This window comes from Bradyrhizobium roseum (assembly GCF_030413175.1).
GTDB lineage: Bacteria > Pseudomonadota > Alphaproteobacteria > Rhizobiales > Xanthobacteraceae > Bradyrhizobium > Bradyrhizobium roseum.
In genome coordinates this window covers 7,249,915-7,269,726 of sequence record NZ_CP129212.1, presented here as the reverse complement: position 1 = coordinate 7,269,726, position 19,812 = coordinate 7,249,915, and the positions used below count along the sequence as shown (strand labels likewise).

Sequence of the window (19,812 nt, the reverse complement as noted above, 5' to 3'; positions counted from 1 at the left end):
ATCATGTCAGACGCTGCAGCAGTGCTCGAACCAACGCCCGCGGCGGAGGCGCCGTTTGTCAAGGAACTCATCAAGATATGGCGGGCCCAGGACACCCACGGTGCCTGGGAGGGCAAGAGTGACCTCACGCTGCTCGAGCCCTACATCCTGGACAAGGAGGCCCGCCGGGCGCTGCCGATCATCGGCGACCCCGATCCGGAAACCATCTGGCGGATGGAATTGTTCTTCAACGCGGTGGCGCTTTCGATCGAGCGCGCCACCGGCGTGATGATTTCGCCGATGCTGAAGATGAGCCATGAGGGCTTTGGCCGCATGGTCCTGATCGGCGGGCGGTTGATCGTCGTCAACAAGCAGTTGCGCGACGTGCATCGCTTCGGCTTCGACAATCTCGGCAAGCTGGCGGAAGAGGGCGATAAATATGTCAAGGCCGGCGTCGAGATGATCGAGAAGTTCAGGCCCGTCGCGGATTATTGAGGTGAGCCATGAGTGATCTGGAAACGTTAAAGGCCGAAATCAAGAAACTGTCCGCCAAGGCGACGCAGGCCAAGATGAACTTGCATGACCTGTCCGAGGAACTGCCGCTGCAATGGCAGACGATTCTGACCGTGGCCCAGCAGGCCTATGATGCCTTCGCCGAGCTCGAGCAAAAGCGTGCGGTGCTCAAGAGCCTCGAATCAGCCTAGCACAAGGGCATTTGTACCATGACCAATGCAACCCGCGACGGTCGCGACTGGAACCCAGCCTATCTGCTCGCTATCGACGAGAAGAAATGCATCGGCTGCGGTCGCTGCTTCAAGGTTTGCGGCCGCGATGTGATGACGCTCAAGGGCCTCAGCGAAGACGGGGAACTCGTCGCGCTCGACGACGATGAGGACGACGAGATTGAAAAGAAGATCATGGTGATGAACGACGATGGGGCGTGCATCGGCTGCGGCGCCTGCGCCCGCGTGTGCCCGACCAATTGCCAGACCCACGGTCCGGCGCCGGCTTCCGTGGGCTGACGGGGCGGCAATAGCAATGGGAAGATCGCATCGAGCGCGCGTCCGGTCGGTCATGAGCAAAACGGCTATCGCCAAATTCGGCATCGGCCAGGTCATCCGTCACCGGATGTATCAGTTCCGCGGCGTCGTGTTCGATGTCGACCCGGAGTTTGCCGACTGCAATCGAACGTATGAGACGATCCTGGTCGAGGCGCGCTCGCGCAAGGACCAGCCGTTTTATTATCTGTTCGCCGAAAGCGGCCAAAATCCCTGCGTCGCCTATATCTCCGAGCAGAATTTGATGCCGGACGGATCCGACGAACCGGTCAGCCATCCAGAGCTGGATAGTCTGTTCGAGCGTGACGAGAAGGGGTGTTATCGCCGGCGCAATGTGACGATGAACTGACTTCGTCCGACAGCGCCCGGGCCGCGTTCATCCGGCGAATGCAAGCCGGCCTATTCGATCCCTTGCTCGCGCGCCTTCCACATTGCCGCAATGCGGAAGCGTTCGTTGATGGCCACGGGGCTGGCGAGAATCTCCGCTTCGGCCTCTCGGAAGGCCGCGGTTACGATCTCGGCCTGCTCGCGGGTCAGCGCCACCCTGCCTGCCATGTGTGTGGCCTCGGGCATGACCGTCCAGATCGCGCGCTTGTTGGGATGCATCTTGACCTCGACCAGTTCAAACGCCTCGAGTTGTCCGTCGAGGCATATCGCCAATCCGATCACTTCCAGCTTTCGGCCGTCCTGCGTGGTCTTTACCAGCGTCGTTGCCATGATCAATCCGCCTCCTTCGATGCGAGCCAGCTGTATCCGCCCTGGTCCCAGAGTTGGGCGAGCGTCTGGTCCGGCTTCCAGTCCGGAAATTGCAGCCTGATAGAGTCATAGTCGGCTCGAAAGCGTGCTGCATCCTCGCCCCGCAAATGCGCGGCGAGAAAATCGACCTTCGAGCGCAGGATGAACGATGTGCCATCCTCGCCGGCGAGAAGTTCGTATTCCTCGCCTTCCGCCATCGAAGTGGCCGATGCCAGATCTGTGCTCATGAACGCATGCCTCCATCCGGCGACGTTCTCACGCGGCGACGGCCGGCGTATCGTCGGCCATGCCCCATTCCGCCCAGGACCCGTCATAGACGGCGACGTTCGTGCGTCCGAGCAGATAGAGACCGAGGGCGGTCACGCAGGATATGATGCCGGAAGCGCAGGTCGTCACGATCGGCCGGTCAAGATCAATCCCGGCCGCGGTGAAGCGCGCGGCGAGCGCATCCGCGGCAACAAGTTCGCCGGTGTCGGGATCGATCAGATCGGCCCATGGAATATTCGTGGCATTCGGGATGTGGCCAAGTTTTCTGAACGGGAAGACGTCTTCCTGGGTGCCGTCAAATTTGCCGGGCCCGCGCGCATCGACGACCTGTGCCGCGGCGGTGATGAGGTTTTCCCTCATTTCGGCCAGGGTGCGCACCAGCGCGGGATTGTACGACGCCGAAAATGATTTCTGTTCCGGCCGCACCGCCGACATGTCCGTGGGCTTCTTTTCCTTGGTCCATTTGCCATAGCCGCCATTGAGCATCGCGACGTTTTCGTAACCGAAGACCCGAAACATCCACCAGGCCCGTGCCGCGGCGGCCCCGCCATACAGCCGATCATAAACCACGACCCGATCGCCGTCGCCGATCCCAAGCAGCCCGACCTTCTTGGCAAAATCGGCCGCGCCGGGAAGCATGTGTGGCAGCGGGCTGGACTTGTCGGCCACGTGATCAATGTCGAAATGCACCGAACCCGGAAGATGGCGGCCCCGGTACTGTGTTCGTCCATCGAGATTGGTGCTGGTATGATGCCAGGTGCAATCGAGGATCCGGATGTTGGAGTCCGTCAGATGCTCGGCGAGCCAATCGGTGCTTACCAGCGCTTCAGGATTTGCATAGCTCATCTCGAAATGATCTCCATGTCAGAAACGCGACAATCGTCGCCAAAGAGACATCTGGCCGGGTTTCGGCGTTATGTTGTCGGCATCGGATAGCCCGGGCGTGGGCGGGTGTCGTAATATTCAGGTCGCTCCGGCCATCCTCCCTCCGCGATGAACTTGAAGGCGGTGAGTTTCACTGGTGCGCCTTGCGAGAATGACACCTCGCTGAACTTGATCTCGCGATCGCCGGGCCCCGCTGAAAAATCGGCAATGACGGTGCCGTCCGCCTTGCGGGCGCGGGCGAATCCCGGCGTCCCGACGCTGCTCGCCGCGACGGGATTTGCGGCGAAGTTGGGGGTTTCAAAACCGTCCGACGCAGCGCCGAAGGCCGGCGAGGCGAAGGTGAACGTGGCCAACGTGCCGCTACGCTCGACGGGTTTATCTGCGGTGGTCGGGCGGGCGACCGAGTAGACCGTGAGCGTGCCGCCATCGAGCAGGGCTTTCAGCTCATCCTGGGAACAGCCGACGAAATCCGATGTGACATTCATGCCAATCTCCATACGCAAGGGCGTCGCGTATGGAATTATCAAGTTTTGTGCCAGTTGCTTGGGAAGTCGGGCAAATCTCCTGTTACGTCAGCCTCGATCGAATGTTGCGCGAATCTTGCAGAGCGCGGGTGGTAGCAACATGTGCAGGCCGGTCGATGTTGGACGCTGCGATCATTGGTGGTGGGTTGTGTGGTGTCGTGCTGGCGAGAAGCCTGCACCGGCAAGGCCTGGCCGTCGGCTTGTTCGAGGCGCGGGGACGGCTCGGCGGCCGCATCCTGTCGGCCACTGCCGGATCGGAACTGACGGTGGATCTCGGTCCAACCTGGTTCTGGCCGGACACGCAGCCATTGATGAAGAGCCTGGTCGCCGAACTGGGGCTCACCGACATTCGTCAGCACGACGATGGTTCCGTACTGCATCTCAACGACCCCGAAAAGAGCTTCGACCGCATTGACGGGAAACGGCTTCACGATGGCGCCCGTCGTCTGCGAGGCGGCATGGCGCAGCTTGTCGATCGTCTCGCTGCTGATTGGCCGCCAAACATGCTGCGTCTCAACCATGTGCTGAACAGCGTCAGCGATGGTGGAGATCATGTCGTCCTGACATTCGCGGCCGGCGGCACCGTCGTCGAGGTGCGGGCGCGTCATGTCGTGCTCGCGATCCCGCCGCGGCTGCTCGAACAGCATGTTCGCTTCGGACCCGGTCTCGACGAGGCCACGCGCGAAGCGATGCGTAGCACCCAGACGTGGATGGCAGCCCACGCCAAGGTGGTCGTTGCCTATGATCGCGCTTACTGGCGCGAGGCCGGACATTCCGGCAATGCCTTCGTGACTCACGAACAGGCGGTGCTCGGCGAAATCTTCGACGCGTGTGATGGCGACCCGGAAAGGGCCGCTCTCGGCGGGTTCCTGGCCTTGTCACCTGAACTGCGCGCAAGTTTCAGCGCCGGTCTTCCGCTGCTGATCGACAATCAGATGGTACAGCTCTTCGGGGCCGCGCTTGAACATGGCGAGCAGCATTATCAGGATTGGGCGACGGAGCCCCATACCTGCAGTGAATTCGACCGAACCTCCGCGCAGACCGAACATGTCGGTACCGCAAATCCGATGCTGCGGCGGGTGTATTGGAACGGAAAGCTCTATCTGGGCGGATCGGAAACCGCTTCGCGCGGGGCCGGCCATCTGGAAGGTGCGCTGGAGGCGGCACGGCGGATCGATCTTTCGCTCAAACGCAAGGCGGCTCAAGAGAAGGGGGCGGCCTATTCCGGCGCCGCGCTCGGCAATGCCGGCTCGATCAACGCGGCGAGTCTCGCCCGCTTCGGTGCCTGGGTTGCCGCGCAGGGAGATGCGGCCTTCGACGACTATCGCCATCGCCTTCATCGCAGCCTTGCCGCCCAGGAGCGTGAGCAACTCACGCAGCGCGCCATTCTTGAATCGATGGAAGATGTCTTCGACAATGCGCTCGCGGTACTCGGCGAGCTGGAGTTCGATGTCGACGTGGTCACGGTCGAACGCGGTCGTTCGTCGCTGACGCCGGCGGTGCAGCAGCCGTTCGGCGACGTCATGAAGTCCGTGCTCGACGATGTCGTTGCTTTCAACCGGTCATCCTGCGCGCTGTCAAATTTTCCGGACGAGCATCATTTGTCCAGGGAATACCTGCAGGCGATCCTGCGCGACATCGCCGCCGCCTGGCTGGAATTTTCGCTCGCGGCCAACCGGTTGCTGCTGACCAAGGCGCGGGCGCGCGAGCAGCGGGCTGAGGCAACGAGATTCACGGACGCATCGTCATGAACGAGGGAAAGATGGAAGCCAACGTGGCCTACGCAATCTGCAGGATGAGCGATATCCCGAGCCAGCAGGCGAGGGGTTTCCAGCTCATGATTGTCGAAGACGGCGCCATGCGGCCCTGGCCGATCCTGGTGGTCCGCTGGGGCCGCCAGGTCTTCGGCTATATCAACAAATGCCCGCATGACGGGGTGAATCTGGATTGGGAGCGTAACCAGTTTCTGGATCCGAACGGCATCCGCCTGATGTGCGGCAAGCACGGCGCATTGTTCGAACTCGGCACCGGCATCTGCGTGGACGGCCCTTGCAAGGGCCGCAGCCTCACGCCGGTCGCCGTGACGGTCCTCGATGACGACATCTGCGTGACCGGCGTGACGCTGGTCGAGGACGATGAAGTCCTTCCCGGCGAGGAGGCGTAACCGCGAGTTGCCTAATCAGACCGGACGATTTTCGTTTCGGTTCTTCACCGGCTCCATCCGGGCCAGACCGTCCTCGAAGGTAATGACGTCATACTTACCCTCGAAGCCGGTTGCCGCATCGAGCAGGTAGTCAAGCTTGCCTGCGGTATCGAGCTTCTTGACGTCGTTCTTGTCGATGCTCATCAGGTCCATCATTTCCTTCCAGACAGTCGATTCGTCGCAGGGCAGAACATGGAAGGTGATACCTCGAAGGGTGACGCGGTATTTCGCCAGCAGATCGATGTTGTTGCAGAACATGAAGTAGGTCCCGCTCGGACTGAGCAGGCCATCCAGCACTTCCGACGCCACCTCCAGATAGGCAAAGGAATGCAGATAGCCGGCCATGACCGGGATAGTGCTCTCGCCATCCTGGGCGATTGTCAGAACCTGCTCGATCGAGAACTCCGGCGGACGCTTTTCGTCGGCGAGCTGCGCCTGGAATTTGAGAGCGATGTCGCCGCGGAAGCCAAACCGTCCAGGCTTCTTCGTCGCACTCTTGAGGACGGCGTTGAGCAGGCGCCCCTCCCGATCAAGCCGGCCCAAGGCAGTCTTCTCGATGGTCGGCGCGGTCATCTCGATCGTCGTCATGGCAAGCCTCTCCGATTTCCTGCGATGTCATACAATGCCGGCGATCTGGCGCGGCACGGCACAGCAATGCAAATTGTCTGCCGGTTCGCTTTTGTCGCAAAGCCGACATTTCATCCTTTACGCGCAGTGTCCGTTTCGCTTCGGAAAGCTTGACCCTCGATTTCGACAATCCTAAAGATCGCCGCGCTTCAGCGCCGGGGTCCCCGGACCTCGCGACGCGAACAAAAAAAGTGGAAAGGGAGGAGCCAAATGGTACGGGAGTTTGAATACAAGGGTGAGACCTTCAGGGTCACGGCGCACGGTATTGCCGGACACGAGGAGATTTTCATCGTCCACATCGAGGCGGACGGCATGGAAGGCGGCGAAATCTCGATCGATCGCATGACCGAGGAGAACGACACCAGCGCGCCGCTACAGGACATCATCGTCATGCTCTGCGACCGGCTGATCCCCGAGCGCAGCATTGACGTCAGCGATCCGAATGGTGCGTTTTCCTGGCGCCAGGGCAATGTCCAGTTTGCCGTTCACGACGGTGTTCAGGAGCGCCACTAGCTCCTCTGGATGGAATGCGCCGCTTCCGGCTTCGGCAGGGTTTTTGCTTCACCCGGGTGCGACCGCTCCGCTGCGTTCGAGGCTGAACCTGCGTCATGTACGACGAGATCTGCATCGAAAGTCTCCGGTTCGGCCCTTGATCCCAACCGGTGAACGGCGATGAAGCTTCAGATCGAGCGGCCTTACTTCGAAGCGATGGTCGCAAGCTTTCCGGGGCTGGCCTCGCTCAGGGAGCAACTTCGCTTCGGCGACAGGGTGGAGGTCGCATTCCGTCAGCTTTCCGACGCCGAACTCGGGTTTCTGAAGGATCTCTACCACCAGGCCGGACCCGATATGCAGGTCCGCTCGGCCCAGATCGTGACCCTTCAGCGGGCCTTCAGCGAACGCGGCGTCAGGTTCGCGGCCGCGGACCTGGAATCCGTGCTGCCCGCGATCGCGCGCTATCTGGTCGCCGATGCGATCCGGGGCTGGATGTTCACCGCCAGCGTCGCCAGCAGGCCGCTGCCATACGTCGTCACGCGGCTCGACTTTACGCCGCCTTCGAATGACGAGACCGGCCGGGTCTTTATCGAGCTGAAGGCCAACGCCAAAGGCACGATCACGTCGACGACGCTCAGGATTTCAGCCGGTGACATCGTCGGAAAGACGGTGCCCGAAATCTTCGCGGCAAAGGGGTTCCTGAAGGAAACGCCTGAATTGATCGCGGCCTATGACGACACCGAAAGCCGCTATTTCGCCTGGCGGGGACAGTATGGTCACCAGTTCTCAGGGAGCGGCACCGGCTTCTTTGCGGAAGATCCGAATTCGTCTCATCGGGACACGGATTGGTCACGCAAGGACGTCGTCGTGTTGTCGTCGGGCGGCGGTCTGGGGCGCCTCGTCAATGATGAAAGCATCCTGAGCACGCGCGCGCTGACACTCGATGTGACCGGGGATATCCTTGGCCAATATCTGAGAAAGGCCGCCAAGAGCAATCTCTATGATGCCGAAGTCGAGGTCGAGCAATCCAGGGCCGCGATTCCGGGAGGCTTGTTCTGCAGGATGCCGGTACATCCCTACATGCTGATGTTTCATCTCGAACTACACCATCATGTTTGGGTTCATGTCGCCGACATGACGCCCTATGCCTATCAGCCCGATCTGAAGCAAAAGCTGATCCTGCCCGAGGAGCAGACCGATCTCATCGACATCCTCACCGCCGAAATGGATGTCCTGATGGACGACATCGTCGCCGGAAAATCCGGAGGCACGACGGTGTTGTGCGCGGGGCCGCCCGGGGTCGGCAAGACGCTGACGGCGGAGGTCTATGCCGAAATCATCCAGCGACCGCTTTACCGGGTTCATTCCGGCCAGCTCGGGCTTAACGTTGCCGCCATGGAAAGCGCGCTCAAGGACGCGTTGATGCGGGCGCAGCGCTGGGGCGCAGTCATGCTGATCGACGAGGCGGACGTCTATATCAAGCGCCGGGACGATGACATCACGATGAACGCCGTCGTGGGCGTGTTCCTGCGGGTGCTGGAATATTTCAATGGCCTGCTGTTTCTGACCACGAACCGCATCGATGATATCGATGAGGCGATCGTCTCGCGCTGCATCGCGTTGATCAAGTTCATGCCGCCGGACGACGAGGCGCGCCGGAAGATCTGGAGCGTCATGACCGAGCAATTCGGGCTCGCGGTCGATGCCCCGTTGCTCGACGCCCTGGTCGGGACTTTCCCGGGCACGTCAGGCCGCGACATCAAGGGGCTGGCAAAGCTCGTCGCCAAATATTGCCAACACAGGAAGGTGCCTCCGACCCTGGAGGTGTTCGAGCGCTGCGCGATATTCCGCGGCATCGATCTGAGGCCGCCGTCGGCCCCCGAGTGTCCGCCGGCGGCGCAAAGCCGCCATGTCGGAAACCTGACACGCGTTGCAAAGGCGACAGCCGCAAAGCTGTAAAGCGCAACATTATCAATTGATTGCTGTATGGCATAAGTCTTGCCAACTCATTGCTCAACGGACCCAGCAACGAGGGCGAGCAATGATCAATCTGACGGATAGTGCGCTGAACGCGGTGCGCAACGCGATCGCCACGGCCAACAAGCCGGTCGACGGCTTGCGCATCATGGTCGAGGCGGGCGGCTGCGCCGGTTTCAAATACATGCTGGGCCTGGTCGACGAGGTCGACCCCGACGACACCGTGATCGAGCGCGACGGCGTGCGGGTCTTCGTCGACAACAAGAGCCACGACTACCTTGCAGGGACCACGATCGACTTCGTGATTGCCCTTGAGGGGTCGGGCTTCACCTTCGAAAACCCGAACGCGAAGAACAGCTGCTCCTGCGGAAAATCGTTCGGCTGAACCAGCCGACGGTGTTGAATCCGGCCAACGGAAAGAAATCGAGATCATGCTGATTGAAACCGAACATTCGAAGCAATCGCCGGCCGCGGAGATGGATCGCGCCGAGATCATCAAGGCGGTGATTGAGGAAATCCGACCGAACCTGCAGCGGGACGGCGGCGACTGCCAGTTGATCGAGATCGACGGCAACAAGATCATGGTCAAGCTCACGGGCGCCTGCGTCTTCTGCAAGTTGAGTAGCGCCACGCTCGAGGGCATCCAGGCGCGCCTGGTGGAAAGGCTCGGCGAGTTCGTGCGCCTGATCCCGGTCGCAGGAGCGGCGAAGGCGCGACATTGAAAGAGGCGTTCCGTGCGGCCGATCTATTTCGACAACAACGCGACGACGCGCACGGACCCGGCCGTCGTTGCGGCGATGCTGCCGTATTTTTCGGAACAGTTCGGAAATGCCTCGTCGGCTCACGCCTTCGGCAGTGAAGTCGCAGGCGCGGTAAAGCGGGCGCGCAGCAGCCTGCAGGCGCTGCTTGGGACGGCCTTCGACCACGAAATCGTGTTCACGTCGGGGGGCACCGAATCGAACAATGCCGCGATCCTGTCGGCGCTGGATACGCAGGACGGACGTGACGAGATCGTCACGACGGCCGTCGAGCACCCCGCCGTTCTTTCGCTGGTGGAGTACCTCGCGTCGTCACGCGGTATCAGGACGCATTTGATCGGCGTCGATGCGCAGGGCCGTCTCGATCTCGAAGCGTTTAGGCAGGCGCTTGGGCCACGCACCGCACTCGCATCGGTGATGTGGGCCAACAACGAGACCGGAACGCTGTTCCCGGTCGATCGACTGGCCACGATGGCGCATGAGGCCGGGGCACTGTTCCATGTCGATGCGGTGCAGGCGGTCGGCAAGATCCCGCTCGATCTGAAGGCGACCGGGATCGACATGCTGTCGCTGTCGGGACACAAGCTGCACGGCCCGAAGGGCATCGGGGCGCTCTATCTGCGCAAGGGCACGAAGTTCAATCCGCTGGTTCGCGGCGGCCCTCAGGAGCGCCGGCGTCGCGGCGGCACCGAGAACGTGCCCGGGATCGTCGGATTGGGAAAAGCCGCCGAACTGGCGTTGGCGCAGTTGCAGGACGAGCAGGGCGGCGTTCATATCCTGCGCGACCGTCTCGAACGGGGCATTCTCCAGATCGGCGATTGCATGGTGTTGGGCGACACCGAGAACAGGTTGTCGAACACCTGCAACGTCGCTTTCGAGCATCTCGAAGGTGAGGCCATCATTCATCATTTGAACCGGGCCGGTATAGCCGCGTCCCTGGGCTCGGCCTGCGCATCCGGCTCGATGGAGCCGTCGCACGTGCTGCGCGCGATGAATGTACCGACGACGGCGCTGCGCGGCGCCATCAGGTTTTCGTTGTCACGCGACAACACCATCGATGACGTTGTCTACGTGCTGAATCTGCTGCCGGAGATCGTTGCCAAATTGAGGGCGCTGTCACCCTCATGGCAAGAGCGCGGGCATGTCACGGCGAACCCATCCCGATCCACGGAGCTGACCCTATGAAAGTGATGATTCGCCGTTCTCCGGAGACGGGGCTTTCGATCTACGTGCCGAAAAAGGATCTCGAGGAGCCGATCGTGGAATCCGAACACGAATCGCTGTGGGGCGGCTGGATCCGTATCGCCAATGGCTGGGTCCTCGATCTGCCGGAAATGGCGGCGGGCACCTCGCTCCCCATCACGGTCAACGCCCGCAAGCGCGGCCAGGAAAGTGAAGAGTGATGAACGCCCCGGTTCCCCAGTTGGATTTCATGACCCGTGCCGACGCCGAGACGTCGTTGAAGCGGGTTGCCGCGGGACTGCGCGCGGGAACGATCGTCCCGTATCTCGGCCCGGGAATCGCCGAGTTCTCGAAGGCCGCCGTCCCGGTAAATCCGGAAGCGCTCGCCGCGTTCTTCGGGATCAAGGTCGCGTTGCCGCGGCGCGCCAAGGGCAATGCCTGGGCGGCTGCGCAACATATCGAAAGCATGAAGCACAGGTCCACCGTCACGGCCTTGATGTCGGAGGCATTCGCATCGCCGGTGGAGCCGACGGCCCTGCATCGCTATCTGGCCTCGCTGCGCCTGCCGATGATCGTCGATACCTGGTATGACGGCGCCATGCGCGCGGCACTCGGTGAACGCAGCGATTGGGGCGAGGTCCAGGGCATCACCCGCGCAGGGATCGGCGAAGACCGCTGGTATCGGTTCTACGATGCCGCCGGCGTGGAGTCGGACCGCGCGGCGGCAAACGGCTGGACCACCCTGCTGTACAAGCCGCACGGGAGCGTCGCACCGGCGAAGAATTTCCTGATTTCCGACGCCGACTATGTCGAGGTGCTGACGGAGATCGACATCCAGACGCCGATTCCGGATGTCGTGAAGGATCGCCGCACCGAGCGGAGTTTTGTTTTCATCGGCTGTCGCTTCAATGATCAGTTGCTCCGGACCTATGCTCGCCAGGTCACGAAGCGGTCGGCGGCGACGCACTACGCGATTGTCGAACCCAAGACGCTGAGCAAGAACGAGCTGCGGTTTCTGATCAGCCAGGGCCTGACGCCGATCGCCGTTCCGCTGGCAGAGGCCGTGGAAATTCTGACGGCGGCCGGTTGAACGCTTCACTTGGACGATGGCTTCCAGCTTCGGGCGGCGCGACGCTTCCGGAGCTGCCTGCGCTTCTCAATCGGCGGCCGGAGCAGTCCGATTGGTGTGTCCCGCCGGCAAACACCCAGTCTGTAACGTTTCTAACATATTTCGAAACGCTCCGCCGTCGCCTGTTGGCAACGCGACAGCCGCCGCTCTTTCCTTAACTCGTTGAAATAGTGCGAAGTTGTCGTCGGCTCGGCGATGGCACGCGAGTTGCTAATTGTCCTGCAGCTCATTCGTTTCGGATCTTTTGGATTTGGCAAGCAGCGAGGATCGCACATGCAGGCTTCAATACACGAAGGTACCGCCGTCCCAAGCGCCGCGAAAGTCGGAGAAGTGATGCAGGCGATTGCCGAGCACAAGGGTTGCGGTACGAGTGGCGGCAGCGGCAAGGCGAGCTGCGGATCGGCCGCGGGGCAGGGGGATTTGCCGACCGAGATCTGGGAGAAGGTCAAGAACCATCCCTGCTACAGCGAGGAAGCCCATCATCACTATGCACGCATGCATGTGGCTGTCGCGCCGGCCTGCAACATCCAGTGCAACTACTGCAATCGCAAATACGATTGTGCCAATGAATCGCGTCCGGGCGTGGTCAGCGAGAAGCTCACCCCGGAGCAGGCGGCCAAGAAGGTGCTGGCGGTCGCATCAACCATTCCGCAGATGACGGTGCTCGGCATCGCCGGCCCGGGCGACCCGCTCGCCAATCCGGAAAAGACCTTCAAGACCTTCGAACTGATCGCCAAGACCGCGCCTGACATCAAGCTCTGCCTGTCGACCAACGGCCTCGCGCTGCCTGATCACGTCGACACCATTGCCGGCTTCAACGTCGATCACGTCACCATCACCATCAACATGGTCGATCCCGAGATCGGCGCGAAGATCTATCCGTGGGTGTTCTGGAAGCACAAGCGCTACACCGGCGTCGAGGCCGCCAAGCTGCTGACCGACCGGCAGTTGCAGGGACTCGAGATGCTCACCGAGCGCGGCATTCTCTGCAAGGTCAATTCGGTGATGATCCCCGGCATCAACGACAAGCACCTTGTCGAAGTCAACAAGGCCGTGAAATCCCGCGGCGCGTTCCTGCACAACATCATGCCGCTGATTTCGGCCCCCGAGCACGGCACCGTATTCGGCCTGACCGGCCAGCGAGGCCCGACGGCGCAGGAGCTGAAGGCGCTGCAGGATAGCTGCGAAGGCGAGATGAACATGATGCGGCATTGCCGGCAGTGCCGTGCCGACGCGGTCGGCCTGCTCGGCGAGGACCGCAGCGCGGAGTTCACCACCGACAAGATCATGGCGATGGAGGTGAACTACGATCTCGACACCCGCAAGGCCTATCAGGCCAAGGTGGAAGAGGAGCGCGTCGCCAAGGTCGCGGCGAAGCAGGAGGAACTCTCCACGCTCGCGGGCGAAATGAGCGATATCAAGCTGCTGGTCGCCGTTGCGACCAAGGGCTCCGGCTTGATCAACGAGCACTTCGGTCACGCCAAGGAGTTCCAGGTCTATGAGCTCTCGACCGCGGGCGCGAAGTTCGTCGGACACCGCCGTGTCGACCTCTACTGCCAGGGTGGCTTCGGCGACGAGGAAAGCCTCGAGACGGTGATCCGCGCCATCAACGACTGCCACGCGGTGTTCGTGGCCAAGATCGGTGGGTGTCCGAAGGCCGATTTGCTGACGGCGGGTATCGAGCCGGTCGACCAGTTCGCCCATGAGTTCATCGAAAAGTCGGCGATCGCCTGGTTCAAATCCTATCTCGACAAGGTCAACAGCGGCGAGATCGAACATGTTGAGCGCGGCGATGCCGAGATCCGCCAGGGCGCGCTGATCAGCGCGGCCTGAAAAGACGAAACGCGATGAGCCTCAGGAGTAAGCGATGGCGCTGAAGATCATATCGTCACAATGCACGAGCTGTTCGGCCTGCGAGCCGGAATGTCCCAATGTCGCGATCTCGGAGAAGAACGGCACCTTCGTGATCGATCCGAAGAAATGCACGGAATGTCTCGGGCATTTCGACGCCCCGCAATGTGCGGCGGTCTGCCCGGTCGACAACACCTGCGTGATCGACAATTCGTTTCCGCGTTATCAGGTCCCGGCCTGAAGGAGAAGCCAGATGAACTTCACCCTTACGCCGGCCGCCACCAAATTCATTCGGATGATGATCCGTGCCGACGGGGAGGCATCGAGCGGTTTCCGGCTCGCGGTCAGCCCGGGCGGCTGCTCGGGATTGGCGGCCGATATCAGCGTTCGCCGGGAGCCTGCGGCTGGCGAGGCGGTGGTCGAGCGCGACGGCGTCAAGCTGTTCCTGCCGGCCGAGAGCCGGATCCTGCTCGACGGCGTCACCATCGATTTCGCCGATACCCCGGCGCAAACCGGACTGGTGTTCAAGGATCCGAAGCAGGTTTCTTGCTCGAACCATTAGACGGGAGGCGCCGATGATGGGGCCTGCGGATCGAGGTGAGCCGCAATCCGTCACGGAGGCGGCGGTTCTGGCCAATGCGCTGCTCGGCGGCGGACTTCCGCCGGAGGCGGAATTCCATCTGTGGGAAGCCGGGCTTTCCTATCATCTGGACGATGTCGCCGAGCATCACTTGCGCGAAGCCCACGCGCTGGCGCCCGGGCACGCGGCTGTGCTGATCGGCCTCTACCGTTTCTATTTCTACAAGGGGCGTCTCGCCGACGCGTTGACGGTTGCAAAGGAGTGTCTGGCCAAGGCGGCGCGTGAAAACAGGCTCGCGCCGGACTGGCAGCATGTCACGGCCGGCGATGCCGAGTTCGGTCGCTACGAGAACATGCTGCCGCGCTTCTACCTCTTCACCCTGAAAGGCTACGCCTATTTGCAAATGCGGCTCGGCAATCTTGGGGAGGGCCGGGCGGCCGTCGCCAAACTCCTGGAACTCGACCCCAGCGACAAGGTGGGCGCGCGCGTGCTGCTCGAGGTCCTCGAACGGATGGGGCAGGATGATGACGGATGACATCGACGAGGCCCGGGACTGGCGCGGGGAGGAGATTGATTGCGCCGGCTGTGCCCACCACGGCCTGTCAAGCGCCGGAGGCTGTAGGCTGAAGCATGCCTGCGTCCACGATCGCTATGCCCGGCGAATCGACCGGTTTTTCAACTCGAATCCGGGACTGGCCAATTCCTACATCGCGCATGTTCATTTCGAGGTCCGGGCAATTGCTGCCAAGCATGCCAGCCTGTTCCTGTTGCCGCGGCTGCTTGATGATCCCGATGAAACCGTGCGCTGGAACGCTGCGCGGCGGCTGCCGAAGCGGCTCGTGCTGCGGCTGCGGAACGATGCCCATCGGGAGGTCAGGATCCGGATCGTTTCCTTGCTCGACGACGCCGAACTGATGCCGATGATGACGGACGAGGACTACTACGTTCGCCTGGTGGTCGCGCGACGCGTCGCGCCGTCCCTGCTCCCGCTCATGATCGACGACAAGGAGGCCGAGGTTCGTCGCGTTGTCGCGCAACGCATCCCGCGCGACTGGCTGCTGCGGATGACGAACGATCCCGACGCCGGCGTCAGGCTCGCGGTCGCGCAACGTCTCACGTCGGACCTGCTGTCCCGCCTGCGCGACGATCCCGATTGGCGCGTGCGGTACGAAGTGGCGAGCCGGATCGCGGTCGGCGAGATCGCCGAACTGGCGTTTGACAGCGACGGGCTCGTTCAGGACATGGCGCGGTCGCGCGCGACCGGCAGACAGGAGCGGTTAGGGGAGTTTCCGGCATGAGCAACATCGTTCGTGACAGCGAGGTGGTGGAGCTTTCAGCGCCGCCCTATTTCAGCTTCGGCGAAAAGGTGAAAGCCAAGCGCACCATTCGCAATGACGGTACCTATGCCGGCAAGGAGATCGGCGAGATCCTCGCGAAAAAGGGCGAGGAAGGGTACGTCGTCAGCATCGGCACTTTCCTGCAGCAGTTCTACATCTACGGCGTCGAGTTCATGGAGAGCGGGAACCGCGTCGGGATGAAGCGCAAGGAACTGGATCCCGCAATCGCCCGCGACGAGATGTCGGACCTGCCGCTGCCGGGAGGAACGACGGCATGATGATCGAGCCAAGAATTCCGAAATATCAATGGGGCCAGCGCGTGAAGGCGCTGATCGACCTCTTCAATGACGGATCGTTCCCTGGCAAACCGGTCGACGCCATGCTGGTTGGTGTCGGCGACACCGGCGAAATTGTCCAGGTGGGCACCCAGACCGAAGCGAACCTGCCGATCTATCTCGTCGAATTCGGCGAGCGGCTTGTCGTCGGATGTCTGGAAGAAGAGATCAGTCCCCTCTAGAGGAGCAGGAGCGATGCTATCGGCGACGCTGAGTCAATCCGTGGTCAGGCCGTTTGCCCATCCGAACGATCTCGATCGCAAGCGGATCGAGCGCGCATTGATATCGCGCAAGCGATATCGCTACGTCAAGCCAAGCGTGGTGACAACGATCAGTGGTTATCGGATCGAGAGCCCGTGCTGTTCGAGGAACATCGACCGGGACGGCGGCATCGTCGACGTCGCTTTGCTGTTGCATGACGCCGATGACGGGAGGTGGCAGCTGTTTCGCAAGGACCACAAGAAAGACGTATGGCAGCTCGACAGCACCCACGATCGCCTGCCGACGGCCCTTGAGCGATTGAACGCGGACCCTGATCGAATGTTCTGGCAATGAACTTGCATGAATGAAAAGTGCCGCCGCGAATATGGCGACCCCCTGACACAGAGTAACGGCAATGGCGTTGGACGCGGACGAACTGAACGAAATCGATCGGGTGCTGTCCGATCCCGGTGTCGGTGCGGGCGTCTTTGCCGAGTTGCGGCGCCGGTTTCCACATTTGTCCTGGACGAAGTGCGACGCCAACGATGTCAGCGAAATGCCGTTCCGGAGCTACCCGCGCTATGAAATTCATCTCGTCGATCGCAGCGATCACTGCCTTCAGATTACGTCGGATCCGCTGCGCGCGAGTGGACTCGTTCTGGCGGACAGGAATGTGACGTCATGACCGAGCTTGCCGCCATCCAGGATGCCGATCGCGAAGACGACGATGTCGTCGTGGCCAGCGTCGACGAGAGCTTCATCGCGCTGTCGGATCCGGACATTACGCTGGCTGAGATCGGCGCGGTCGATGCGGCGCTGCGGTCGCCGAGGCTTTCCTCCGGCCCTGCGGTCGAGGCCTTTGAGGCGGCGTTTGCCGCCTATGTCGGGCGCAAATATGCGATTGCGGTTCCGAGCGGAACGCTTGGGTTGCTGTTTGCCCTGAGAGCTTACGGAATTGGTCCGGGACAGGAGGTCATCGCGTCGTCCTATTCATTTCGGGAGACGGCGCATGCCATCAGCATCGCCGGGGCCAGGCCGGTGTTCGCCGATATCGACTACTGGGCGGGAACGCTGGTCCCGGAGAAGGTCGAAGCCCGCATCACCGCGAACACGCGCGCGATTGTCGCCTGCAACAATAACGGCCACCCCGCCGCGTGGTCGGGACTGCGTGCGGTGGCGAAAAAGCATGGCCTGGTGTTGATCGAGGATTCCACCGAAGCGATCGGCTCAAAATATCAGGGGGCCCTGGTCGGATCGTTCGGCGACACATCGGTGTTCGATTTCTCACAGCCTTCCGCATTGACCTGTGGTGAGGGCGGCATGGTGGTCACGGATGACATCGACGTCGCGGTGGCACTGCGGCGCCATCGCGCGCACCGGCTGGAAGAGCGCGCCTCGGTCGTCGTCAGCGCCACGCCGCCCTACCAGGCGGCGATGAGCAGTATCTCGGCCTCGCTTGGCCTGGCGCAGTTGCAGCGGCTGGACGAGATATTGGAACGCCGCCGGCTGATCCAGCATCTCTATTACAGGCATGTGCAGTCCTTCGAGGGGATCAAGGACCCTTACGTCGGCCCTGACGTAACCGAGGTGAACTGGTTTCTCTACGTCGTTCATCTCGGGACGCGTTTTACGCGCTCCAGCCGCGATGCGATCGTGGAGGATCTTCGTGTCGAACAGATCGAGGCTGCGGCCTACAGCAATCCACTTCATCTGCAGCGGCACTATTTCGAGCTCGGCTATCGCCGCGGCGACCTTTTCGTCACCGAGAAGGTGGCGGATCGCGCGGTCGCGCTGCCCTTCCACACCCACCTGACCGAAGATCAGATCGAATTCATCGTGGGGACGATGAAGGACGCTTCGATCAATGTCGGGGCAGGTGCCGCAATCTACTAGGACGTGCAACAAACGAGGAATGGATCCATGGCGCAACTTACCATCATGCCGGCAGGCAAGACTATCGAGGTTGGCGAGGGAACGACGTTGCTGGCCGCGCTTCTCGGCGCGGAGATCGGCATTCTCCACAAGTGCGAAGGGCAGGCCAAATGCGGAAGCTGTCATATCTTCGTGCAGGAAGGCCGCAAGGGCCTGTCGAAGACGGCCCGCGAGGAAAACGAGAGGCTCGATTCCATCGTCGGTGTCGGTTCCAAATCCCGGCTGGCCTGCCAGGCCAAGGTGCTGGGCACGGAGAACATCACGATCGAACTGCTGGGCTTTGGCTCAGGGATCTAGGAGAGAACGATGGAATCGCAGAGTGTTCTCATTCACGTGCGCTTCGCACCGAACGGAATCGTCGTCGAAATCAGCGAACGGCCGCCGGCCCTCAGCCCGCAGGATTGGTTCAACGCGCTGTGCGACAGGGCCAGCAACGCCTACCAGCCGCTCGCCGGCGGCCGCGGCGTGTTTCGTCTGACGCGGGCCGCCGTCGACGCCTTCAAGGCCGAGAGTACGCCGAACGCCGCGTGAGGCGTGCGCACGACGGAGTTGCCTTGCGCATCTCCGTCGTGGCTGCCCACCCGCTCACTTGAGAAACTGTACCTTGAACAAGGTCATTTTTTCTGCCGTATCGAGGCCGAGCCGCAGCGGCCATTCGTTCTGGAAGAAGAACGTCTTGACGTCGCGGGTCACATCCTTGCCCCTGATATACCAGCGCTCGACGCCGTCGGGGGAAATCACCGCAGGTCCATCGCCGCGGTGAACCAGATCGTCCTCGAGCCACAGTCTGGTGTCGGCATAGAGATAGCAGCCCGCCTTGCGCGACATGTCGTCCTGGTTACGCTCTTCCACTACGATCATTTCCGTCACTGGGCTCCCTTTCGCTTGATCAGAGATCCCATGGTTCTGCAAGAATCATGCGCCGGAGCCGAAGCGCTAGATTAGCCACCGGCCCGCCCTTCGCGACCTGACGACTTGCCCAGGGAAGCCGTGTTGTAGCCTTCCTCGCGCAACACGCGCTGCACCGCGGGACGTGCCAGCATTCGCATGTAATGCGCGGCGAGGTGTTCGGGCAGTGCGATGCCGGTCTTGTCGGCCCAGAACGCGACGTAGAAGAGAATGGGGTCAGCCACCGAATATTCCGCCGCCAGATAGGCTCTTGTCCCGATCGCCTCGTTCAGGATGGCAAAGCCCTTGGCGACGATGTCGCGGCCGAGCTCCCGCACCGAGTCGTAATCGGCCGGATTTCTGGCAAACGTATTGGTGGCGAAAATTCTGGCGAAGCCCTGGCCGTGGATGGTCCCTGCGATGTAGGCCATGGCTTCGACCAGGCGGGACTCGCTCTCAACGTCATCAGGCCAAAGTCCGGCGCGGGGGTGAGTGCGACCAAGCCAATAGGCAATGGCCGTGACTTCGGTCAGCGACGTGCCGTCGCGACGCACCAATGTCGGAATGGTCGATTTCGGATTGATCGCGACATAGTCAGGCCTGAAGTGATCGCCGGCGGGCAGGTTCACGACATAAGCCTCGAAGACCTCTTCCAGTTCTTCCAGGATGATGTGGATCGCGGTCGAACACGAACCCGGGGTCATGTAGAGCTTCATCGCAGCCATTCATCGGTCCTCTCGGTGTCTCAGGAAATGCAACGGTCCGCCCGTCGGCGCCTGCTCGGCACGCTTCATGCAAATATCGGGGCAATGAAGCGCTGCGGACCCGTCGACGGGACGAGTCCGACAGCA

At 61.7% G+C, this 19,812-nt stretch carries 32 protein-coding genes; 25 read left to right on the top strand and 7 right to left on the bottom strand.

The annotated features are described in order from the left end of the window. Positions 1-3 precede the first annotated feature (3 nt). Genes QUH67_RS34565 through hspQ form a run of 4 tightly spaced genes read left to right on the top strand, consistent with a single transcriptional unit; the run spans position 4 to position 1,386 of the window. Positions 4-474: a NifX-associated nitrogen fixation protein gene (locus QUH67_RS34565; RefSeq protein ID WP_300944561.1), complete on the top strand. Its 471-nt coding sequence runs from the start codon at positions 4-6 to the stop codon at positions 472-474. Positions 475-482: 8 nt separating this feature from the next. Continuing rightward, on the top strand, positions 483-683 hold the full coding sequence (locus QUH67_RS34560) for a CCE_0567 family metalloprotein (RefSeq protein ID WP_300944559.1): 201 nt from the start codon (positions 483-485) through the stop codon (positions 681-683). 18 nt (positions 684-701) lie between these two features. Further along, complete coding sequence (gene fdxB, locus QUH67_RS34555) at positions 702-1,001, top strand: ferredoxin III, nif-specific (protein WP_300944557.1); 300 nt, start codon at positions 702-704, stop codon at positions 999-1,001. 52 nt (positions 1,002-1,053) lie between these two features. Next, positions 1,054-1,386 (top strand): heat shock protein HspQ, encoded by a 333-nt coding sequence (hspQ, locus tag QUH67_RS34550; protein ID WP_300944555.1) that lies wholly within the window; start codon positions 1,054-1,056, stop codon positions 1,384-1,386. 50 nt (positions 1,387-1,436) lie between these two features. Here the strand turns inward: hspQ and QUH67_RS34545 are convergent, their stop codons facing one another. The 4 genes from QUH67_RS34545 to QUH67_RS34530 form a co-directional block, all read right to left on the bottom strand. Beyond that, positions 1,437-1,754 (bottom strand): hypothetical protein, encoded by a 318-nt coding sequence (locus QUH67_RS34545; protein WP_300944554.1) that lies wholly within the window; start codon positions 1,752-1,754, stop codon positions 1,437-1,439. Positions 1,755-1,756: 2 nt separating this feature from the next. Further along, on the bottom strand, positions 1,757-2,020 hold the full coding sequence (locus QUH67_RS34540; RefSeq protein WP_300944552.1) for a hypothetical protein: 264 nt from the start codon (positions 2,018-2,020) through the stop codon (positions 1,757-1,759). A 28-nt stretch (positions 2,021-2,048) separates the two neighbouring features. Continuing rightward, a complete protein-coding gene (locus QUH67_RS34535; protein WP_300944550.1) occupies positions 2,049-2,906 on the bottom strand; it encodes a sulfurtransferase in 858 nt (285 codons plus the stop codon). A gap of 68 nt (positions 2,907-2,974) precedes the next feature. Continuing rightward, positions 2,975-3,430: a hypothetical protein gene (locus QUH67_RS34530; protein ID WP_300944548.1), complete on the bottom strand. Its 456-nt coding sequence runs from the start codon at positions 3,428-3,430 to the stop codon at positions 2,975-2,977. 155 nt (positions 3,431-3,585) lie between these two features. On the opposite strand from QUH67_RS34530, the gene QUH67_RS34525 reads away from it, so the two are divergent. Both QUH67_RS34525 and QUH67_RS34520 read left to right on the top strand, forming a co-directional pair. Continuing rightward, complete coding sequence (locus QUH67_RS34525; RefSeq protein WP_300944546.1) at positions 3,586-5,220, top strand: flavin monoamine oxidase family protein; 1,635 nt, start codon at positions 3,586-3,588, stop codon at positions 5,218-5,220. A gap of 11 nt (positions 5,221-5,231) precedes the next feature. Further along, positions 5,232-5,633: a Rieske (2Fe-2S) protein gene (locus QUH67_RS34520; protein WP_300948284.1), complete on the top strand. Its 402-nt coding sequence runs from the start codon at positions 5,232-5,234 to the stop codon at positions 5,631-5,633. Positions 5,634-5,648: 15 nt separating this feature from the next. Here the strand turns inward: QUH67_RS34520 and QUH67_RS34515 are convergent, their stop codons facing one another. After that, the gene (locus tag QUH67_RS34515; protein ID WP_300944544.1) at positions 5,649-6,260 is read right to left on the bottom strand and encodes a hypothetical protein; all 612 of its coding nucleotides are present in this window, start codon (positions 6,258-6,260) and stop codon (positions 5,649-5,651) included. A gap of 249 nt (positions 6,261-6,509) precedes the next feature. On the opposite strand from QUH67_RS34515, the gene QUH67_RS34510 reads away from it, so the two are divergent. From QUH67_RS34510 to QUH67_RS34420, 19 genes are all read left to right on the top strand, one after another. Further along, the gene (locus QUH67_RS34510) at positions 6,510-6,812 is read left to right on the top strand and encodes a hypothetical protein (RefSeq protein WP_300944542.1); all 303 of its coding nucleotides are present in this window, start codon (positions 6,510-6,512) and stop codon (positions 6,810-6,812) included. A gap of 159 nt (positions 6,813-6,971) precedes the next feature. Continuing rightward, positions 6,972-8,750 carry an ATP-binding protein gene (locus QUH67_RS34505; protein ID WP_300944540.1) on the top strand — a complete coding sequence of 593 codons (1,779 nt, stop codon included), beginning with the start codon at positions 6,972-6,974 and terminating at the stop codon, positions 8,748-8,750. Positions 8,751-8,832: 82 nt separating this feature from the next. Further along, positions 8,833-9,153: a HesB/IscA family protein gene (locus tag QUH67_RS34500; protein ID WP_300944538.1), complete on the top strand. Its 321-nt coding sequence runs from the start codon at positions 8,833-8,835 to the stop codon at positions 9,151-9,153. Between the two features lie 46 nt (positions 9,154-9,199). Then, complete coding sequence (locus QUH67_RS34495) at positions 9,200-9,490, top strand: NifU family protein (RefSeq protein ID WP_300944536.1); 291 nt, start codon at positions 9,200-9,202, stop codon at positions 9,488-9,490. A gap of 12 nt (positions 9,491-9,502) precedes the next feature. Continuing rightward, a complete protein-coding gene (gene nifS, locus QUH67_RS34490; protein ID WP_300944534.1) occupies positions 9,503-10,711 on the top strand; it encodes a cysteine desulfurase NifS in 1,209 nt (402 codons plus the stop codon). Further along, positions 10,708-10,929 (top strand): putative nitrogen fixation protein NifT, encoded by a 222-nt coding sequence (gene nifT, locus QUH67_RS34485; RefSeq protein ID WP_300944532.1) that lies wholly within the window; start codon positions 10,708-10,710, stop codon positions 10,927-10,929. The genes nifS and nifT overlap by 4 nt, the downstream gene beginning before the upstream one ends. Beyond that, positions 10,929-11,798, top strand: coding sequence for an SIR2 family NAD-dependent protein deacylase (locus QUH67_RS34480; RefSeq protein WP_300944530.1), 870 nt, complete (start codon positions 10,929-10,931; stop codon positions 11,796-11,798). Before nifT ends, QUH67_RS34480 begins: the two co-directional genes overlap by 1 nt. Before the next feature lie 312 nt (positions 11,799-12,110). Further along, positions 12,111-13,670 (top strand): nitrogenase cofactor biosynthesis protein NifB, encoded by a 1,560-nt coding sequence (gene nifB / locus QUH67_RS34475; protein WP_300944528.1) that lies wholly within the window; start codon positions 12,111-12,113, stop codon positions 13,668-13,670. A gap of 34 nt (positions 13,671-13,704) precedes the next feature. After that, positions 13,705-13,929, top strand: coding sequence for a YfhL family 4Fe-4S dicluster ferredoxin (locus QUH67_RS34470; RefSeq protein ID WP_300944526.1), 225 nt, complete (start codon positions 13,705-13,707; stop codon positions 13,927-13,929). A 12-nt stretch (positions 13,930-13,941) separates the two neighbouring features. Further along, on the top strand, positions 13,942-14,250 hold the full coding sequence (locus QUH67_RS34465) for a HesB/IscA family protein (protein WP_300944524.1): 309 nt from the start codon (positions 13,942-13,944) through the stop codon (positions 14,248-14,250). Between the two features lie 16 nt (positions 14,251-14,266). After that, complete coding sequence (locus tag QUH67_RS34460) at positions 14,267-14,803, top strand: hypothetical protein (protein ID WP_300948283.1); 537 nt, start codon at positions 14,267-14,269, stop codon at positions 14,801-14,803. Beyond that, positions 14,793-15,566 (top strand): 4Fe4S-binding leucine-rich repeat protein, encoded by a 774-nt coding sequence (locus QUH67_RS34455; protein ID WP_300948282.1) that lies wholly within the window; start codon positions 14,793-14,795, stop codon positions 15,564-15,566. The genes QUH67_RS34460 and QUH67_RS34455 overlap by 11 nt, the downstream gene beginning before the upstream one ends. After that, entirely contained in the window at positions 15,563-15,883 is a 321-nt protein-coding gene (locus tag QUH67_RS34450; protein WP_300944522.1) for a nitrogen fixation protein NifZ, read from the top strand. The genes QUH67_RS34455 and QUH67_RS34450 overlap by 4 nt, the downstream gene beginning before the upstream one ends. Continuing rightward, the gene (locus tag QUH67_RS34445; protein WP_300948281.1) at positions 15,883-16,122 is read left to right on the top strand and encodes a nitrogen fixation protein NifZ; all 240 of its coding nucleotides are present in this window, start codon (positions 15,883-15,885) and stop codon (positions 16,120-16,122) included. The genes QUH67_RS34450 and QUH67_RS34445 overlap by 1 nt, the downstream gene beginning before the upstream one ends. 13 nt (positions 16,123-16,135) lie before the next feature. Further along, positions 16,136-16,495, top strand: a complete 360-nt coding sequence (locus tag QUH67_RS34440) for a DUF3024 domain-containing protein (protein ID WP_300944520.1) — start codon at positions 16,136-16,138, stop codon at positions 16,493-16,495. 61 nt (positions 16,496-16,556) lie between these two features. Beyond that, positions 16,557-16,826 (top strand): DUF6129 family protein, encoded by a 270-nt coding sequence (locus QUH67_RS34435; protein WP_300944518.1) that lies wholly within the window; start codon positions 16,557-16,559, stop codon positions 16,824-16,826. After that, positions 16,823-18,034, top strand: coding sequence for a DegT/DnrJ/EryC1/StrS family aminotransferase (locus tag QUH67_RS34430; RefSeq protein WP_300944516.1), 1,212 nt, complete (start codon positions 16,823-16,825; stop codon positions 18,032-18,034). The genes QUH67_RS34435 and QUH67_RS34430 overlap by 4 nt, the downstream gene beginning before the upstream one ends. Before the next feature lie 27 nt (positions 18,035-18,061). After that, on the top strand, positions 18,062-18,370 hold the full coding sequence (locus tag QUH67_RS34425) for a 2Fe-2S iron-sulfur cluster-binding protein (RefSeq protein WP_300944514.1): 309 nt from the start codon (positions 18,062-18,064) through the stop codon (positions 18,368-18,370). A gap of 9 nt (positions 18,371-18,379) precedes the next feature. Further along, positions 18,380-18,604 (top strand): hypothetical protein, encoded by a 225-nt coding sequence (locus tag QUH67_RS34420; protein WP_300944512.1) that lies wholly within the window; start codon positions 18,380-18,382, stop codon positions 18,602-18,604. A 54-nt stretch (positions 18,605-18,658) separates the two neighbouring features. On the opposite strand, the gene QUH67_RS34415 is transcribed toward QUH67_RS34420, so the two are convergent. Both QUH67_RS34415 and QUH67_RS34410 read right to left on the bottom strand, forming a co-directional pair. Further along, positions 18,659-18,934 carry an aldehyde dehydrogenase gene (locus QUH67_RS34415; RefSeq protein ID WP_300944510.1) on the bottom strand — a complete coding sequence of 92 codons (276 nt, stop codon included), beginning with the start codon at positions 18,932-18,934 and terminating at the stop codon, positions 18,659-18,661. 80 nt (positions 18,935-19,014) lie between these two features. After that, a complete protein-coding gene (locus QUH67_RS34410) occupies positions 19,015-19,677 on the bottom strand; it encodes a glutathione S-transferase family protein (protein WP_300948280.1) in 663 nt (220 codons plus the stop codon). Positions 19,678-19,812 lie beyond the last annotated feature (135 nt).

What these genes read in the sequence shown, in the direction of transcription:
- QUH67_RS34440 (WP_300944520.1), top strand. Translation starts at nt 16,136, where the DNA reads ATGCTATCGGCGACGCTGAGTCAATCCGTGGTCAGGCCGTTTGCCCAT.
- QUH67_RS34495 (WP_300944536.1), top strand. Translation starts at nt 9,200, where the DNA reads ATGCTGATTGAAACCGAACATTCGAAGCAATCGCCGGCCGCGGAGATG.
- QUH67_RS34435 (WP_300944518.1), top strand. Translation starts at nt 16,557, where the DNA reads ATGGCGTTGGACGCGGACGAACTGAACGAAATCGATCGGGTGCTGTCC.
- QUH67_RS34460 (WP_300948283.1), top strand. Translation starts at nt 14,267, where the DNA reads ATGGGGCCTGCGGATCGAGGTGAGCCGCAATCCGTCACGGAGGCGGCG.
- QUH67_RS34500 (WP_300944538.1), top strand. Translation starts at nt 8,833, where the DNA reads ATGATCAATCTGACGGATAGTGCGCTGAACGCGGTGCGCAACGCGATC.
- QUH67_RS34410 (WP_300948280.1), bottom strand. Translation starts at nt 19,677, where the DNA reads ATGAAGCTCTACATGACCCCGGGTTCGTGTTCGACCGCGATCCACATC.
- QUH67_RS34525 (WP_300944546.1), top strand. Translation starts at nt 3,586, where the DNA reads ATGTTGGACGCTGCGATCATTGGTGGTGGGTTGTGTGGTGTCGTGCTG.
- QUH67_RS34480 (WP_300944530.1), top strand. Translation starts at nt 10,929, where the DNA reads ATGAACGCCCCGGTTCCCCAGTTGGATTTCATGACCCGTGCCGACGCC.
- QUH67_RS34535 (WP_300944550.1), bottom strand. Translation starts at nt 2,906, where the DNA reads ATGAGCTATGCAAATCCTGAAGCGCTGGTAAGCACCGATTGGCTCGCC.
- QUH67_RS34445 (WP_300948281.1), top strand. Translation starts at nt 15,883, where the DNA reads ATGATCGAGCCAAGAATTCCGAAATATCAATGGGGCCAGCGCGTGAAG.
- nifB (WP_300944528.1), top strand. Translation starts at nt 12,111, where the DNA reads ATGCAGGCTTCAATACACGAAGGTACCGCCGTCCCAAGCGCCGCGAAA.
- QUH67_RS34565 (WP_300944561.1), top strand. Translation starts at nt 4, where the DNA reads ATGTCAGACGCTGCAGCAGTGCTCGAACCAACGCCCGCGGCGGAGGCG.
- QUH67_RS34415 (WP_300944510.1), bottom strand. Translation starts at nt 18,934, where the DNA reads ATGATCGTAGTGGAAGAGCGTAACCAGGACGACATGTCGCGCAAGGCG.
- QUH67_RS34560 (WP_300944559.1), top strand. Translation starts at nt 483, where the DNA reads ATGAGTGATCTGGAAACGTTAAAGGCCGAAATCAAGAAACTGTCCGCC.
- QUH67_RS34450 (WP_300944522.1), top strand. Translation starts at nt 15,563, where the DNA reads ATGAGCAACATCGTTCGTGACAGCGAGGTGGTGGAGCTTTCAGCGCCG.
- QUH67_RS34545 (WP_300944554.1), bottom strand. Translation starts at nt 1,754, where the DNA reads ATGGCAACGACGCTGGTAAAGACCACGCAGGACGGCCGAAAGCTGGAA.
- fdxB (WP_300944557.1), top strand. Translation starts at nt 702, where the DNA reads ATGACCAATGCAACCCGCGACGGTCGCGACTGGAACCCAGCCTATCTG.
- QUH67_RS34505 (WP_300944540.1), top strand. Translation starts at nt 6,972, where the DNA reads ATGAAGCTTCAGATCGAGCGGCCTTACTTCGAAGCGATGGTCGCAAGC.
- QUH67_RS34455 (WP_300948282.1), top strand. Translation starts at nt 14,793, where the DNA reads ATGACGGATGACATCGACGAGGCCCGGGACTGGCGCGGGGAGGAGATT.
- QUH67_RS34515 (WP_300944544.1), bottom strand. Translation starts at nt 6,260, where the DNA reads ATGACGACGATCGAGATGACCGCGCCGACCATCGAGAAGACTGCCTTG.
- QUH67_RS34510 (WP_300944542.1), top strand. Translation starts at nt 6,510, where the DNA reads ATGGTACGGGAGTTTGAATACAAGGGTGAGACCTTCAGGGTCACGGCG.
- hspQ (WP_300944555.1), top strand. Translation starts at nt 1,054, where the DNA reads ATGAGCAAAACGGCTATCGCCAAATTCGGCATCGGCCAGGTCATCCGT.
- QUH67_RS34540 (WP_300944552.1), bottom strand. Translation starts at nt 2,020, where the DNA reads ATGAGCACAGATCTGGCATCGGCCACTTCGATGGCGGAAGGCGAGGAA.
- QUH67_RS34530 (WP_300944548.1), bottom strand. Translation starts at nt 3,430, where the DNA reads ATGAATGTCACATCGGATTTCGTCGGCTGTTCCCAGGATGAGCTGAAA.
- QUH67_RS34425 (WP_300944514.1), top strand. Translation starts at nt 18,062, where the DNA reads ATGGCGCAACTTACCATCATGCCGGCAGGCAAGACTATCGAGGTTGGC.
- QUH67_RS34465 (WP_300944524.1), top strand. Translation starts at nt 13,942, where the DNA reads ATGAACTTCACCCTTACGCCGGCCGCCACCAAATTCATTCGGATGATG.
- QUH67_RS34470 (WP_300944526.1), top strand. Translation starts at nt 13,705, where the DNA reads ATGGCGCTGAAGATCATATCGTCACAATGCACGAGCTGTTCGGCCTGC.
- QUH67_RS34430 (WP_300944516.1), top strand. Translation starts at nt 16,823, where the DNA reads ATGACCGAGCTTGCCGCCATCCAGGATGCCGATCGCGAAGACGACGAT.
- QUH67_RS34520 (WP_300948284.1), top strand. Translation starts at nt 5,232, where the DNA reads ATGGAAGCCAACGTGGCCTACGCAATCTGCAGGATGAGCGATATCCCG.
- QUH67_RS34420 (WP_300944512.1), top strand. Translation starts at nt 18,380, where the DNA reads ATGGAATCGCAGAGTGTTCTCATTCACGTGCGCTTCGCACCGAACGGA.
- nifT (WP_300944532.1), top strand. Translation starts at nt 10,708, where the DNA reads ATGAAAGTGATGATTCGCCGTTCTCCGGAGACGGGGCTTTCGATCTAC.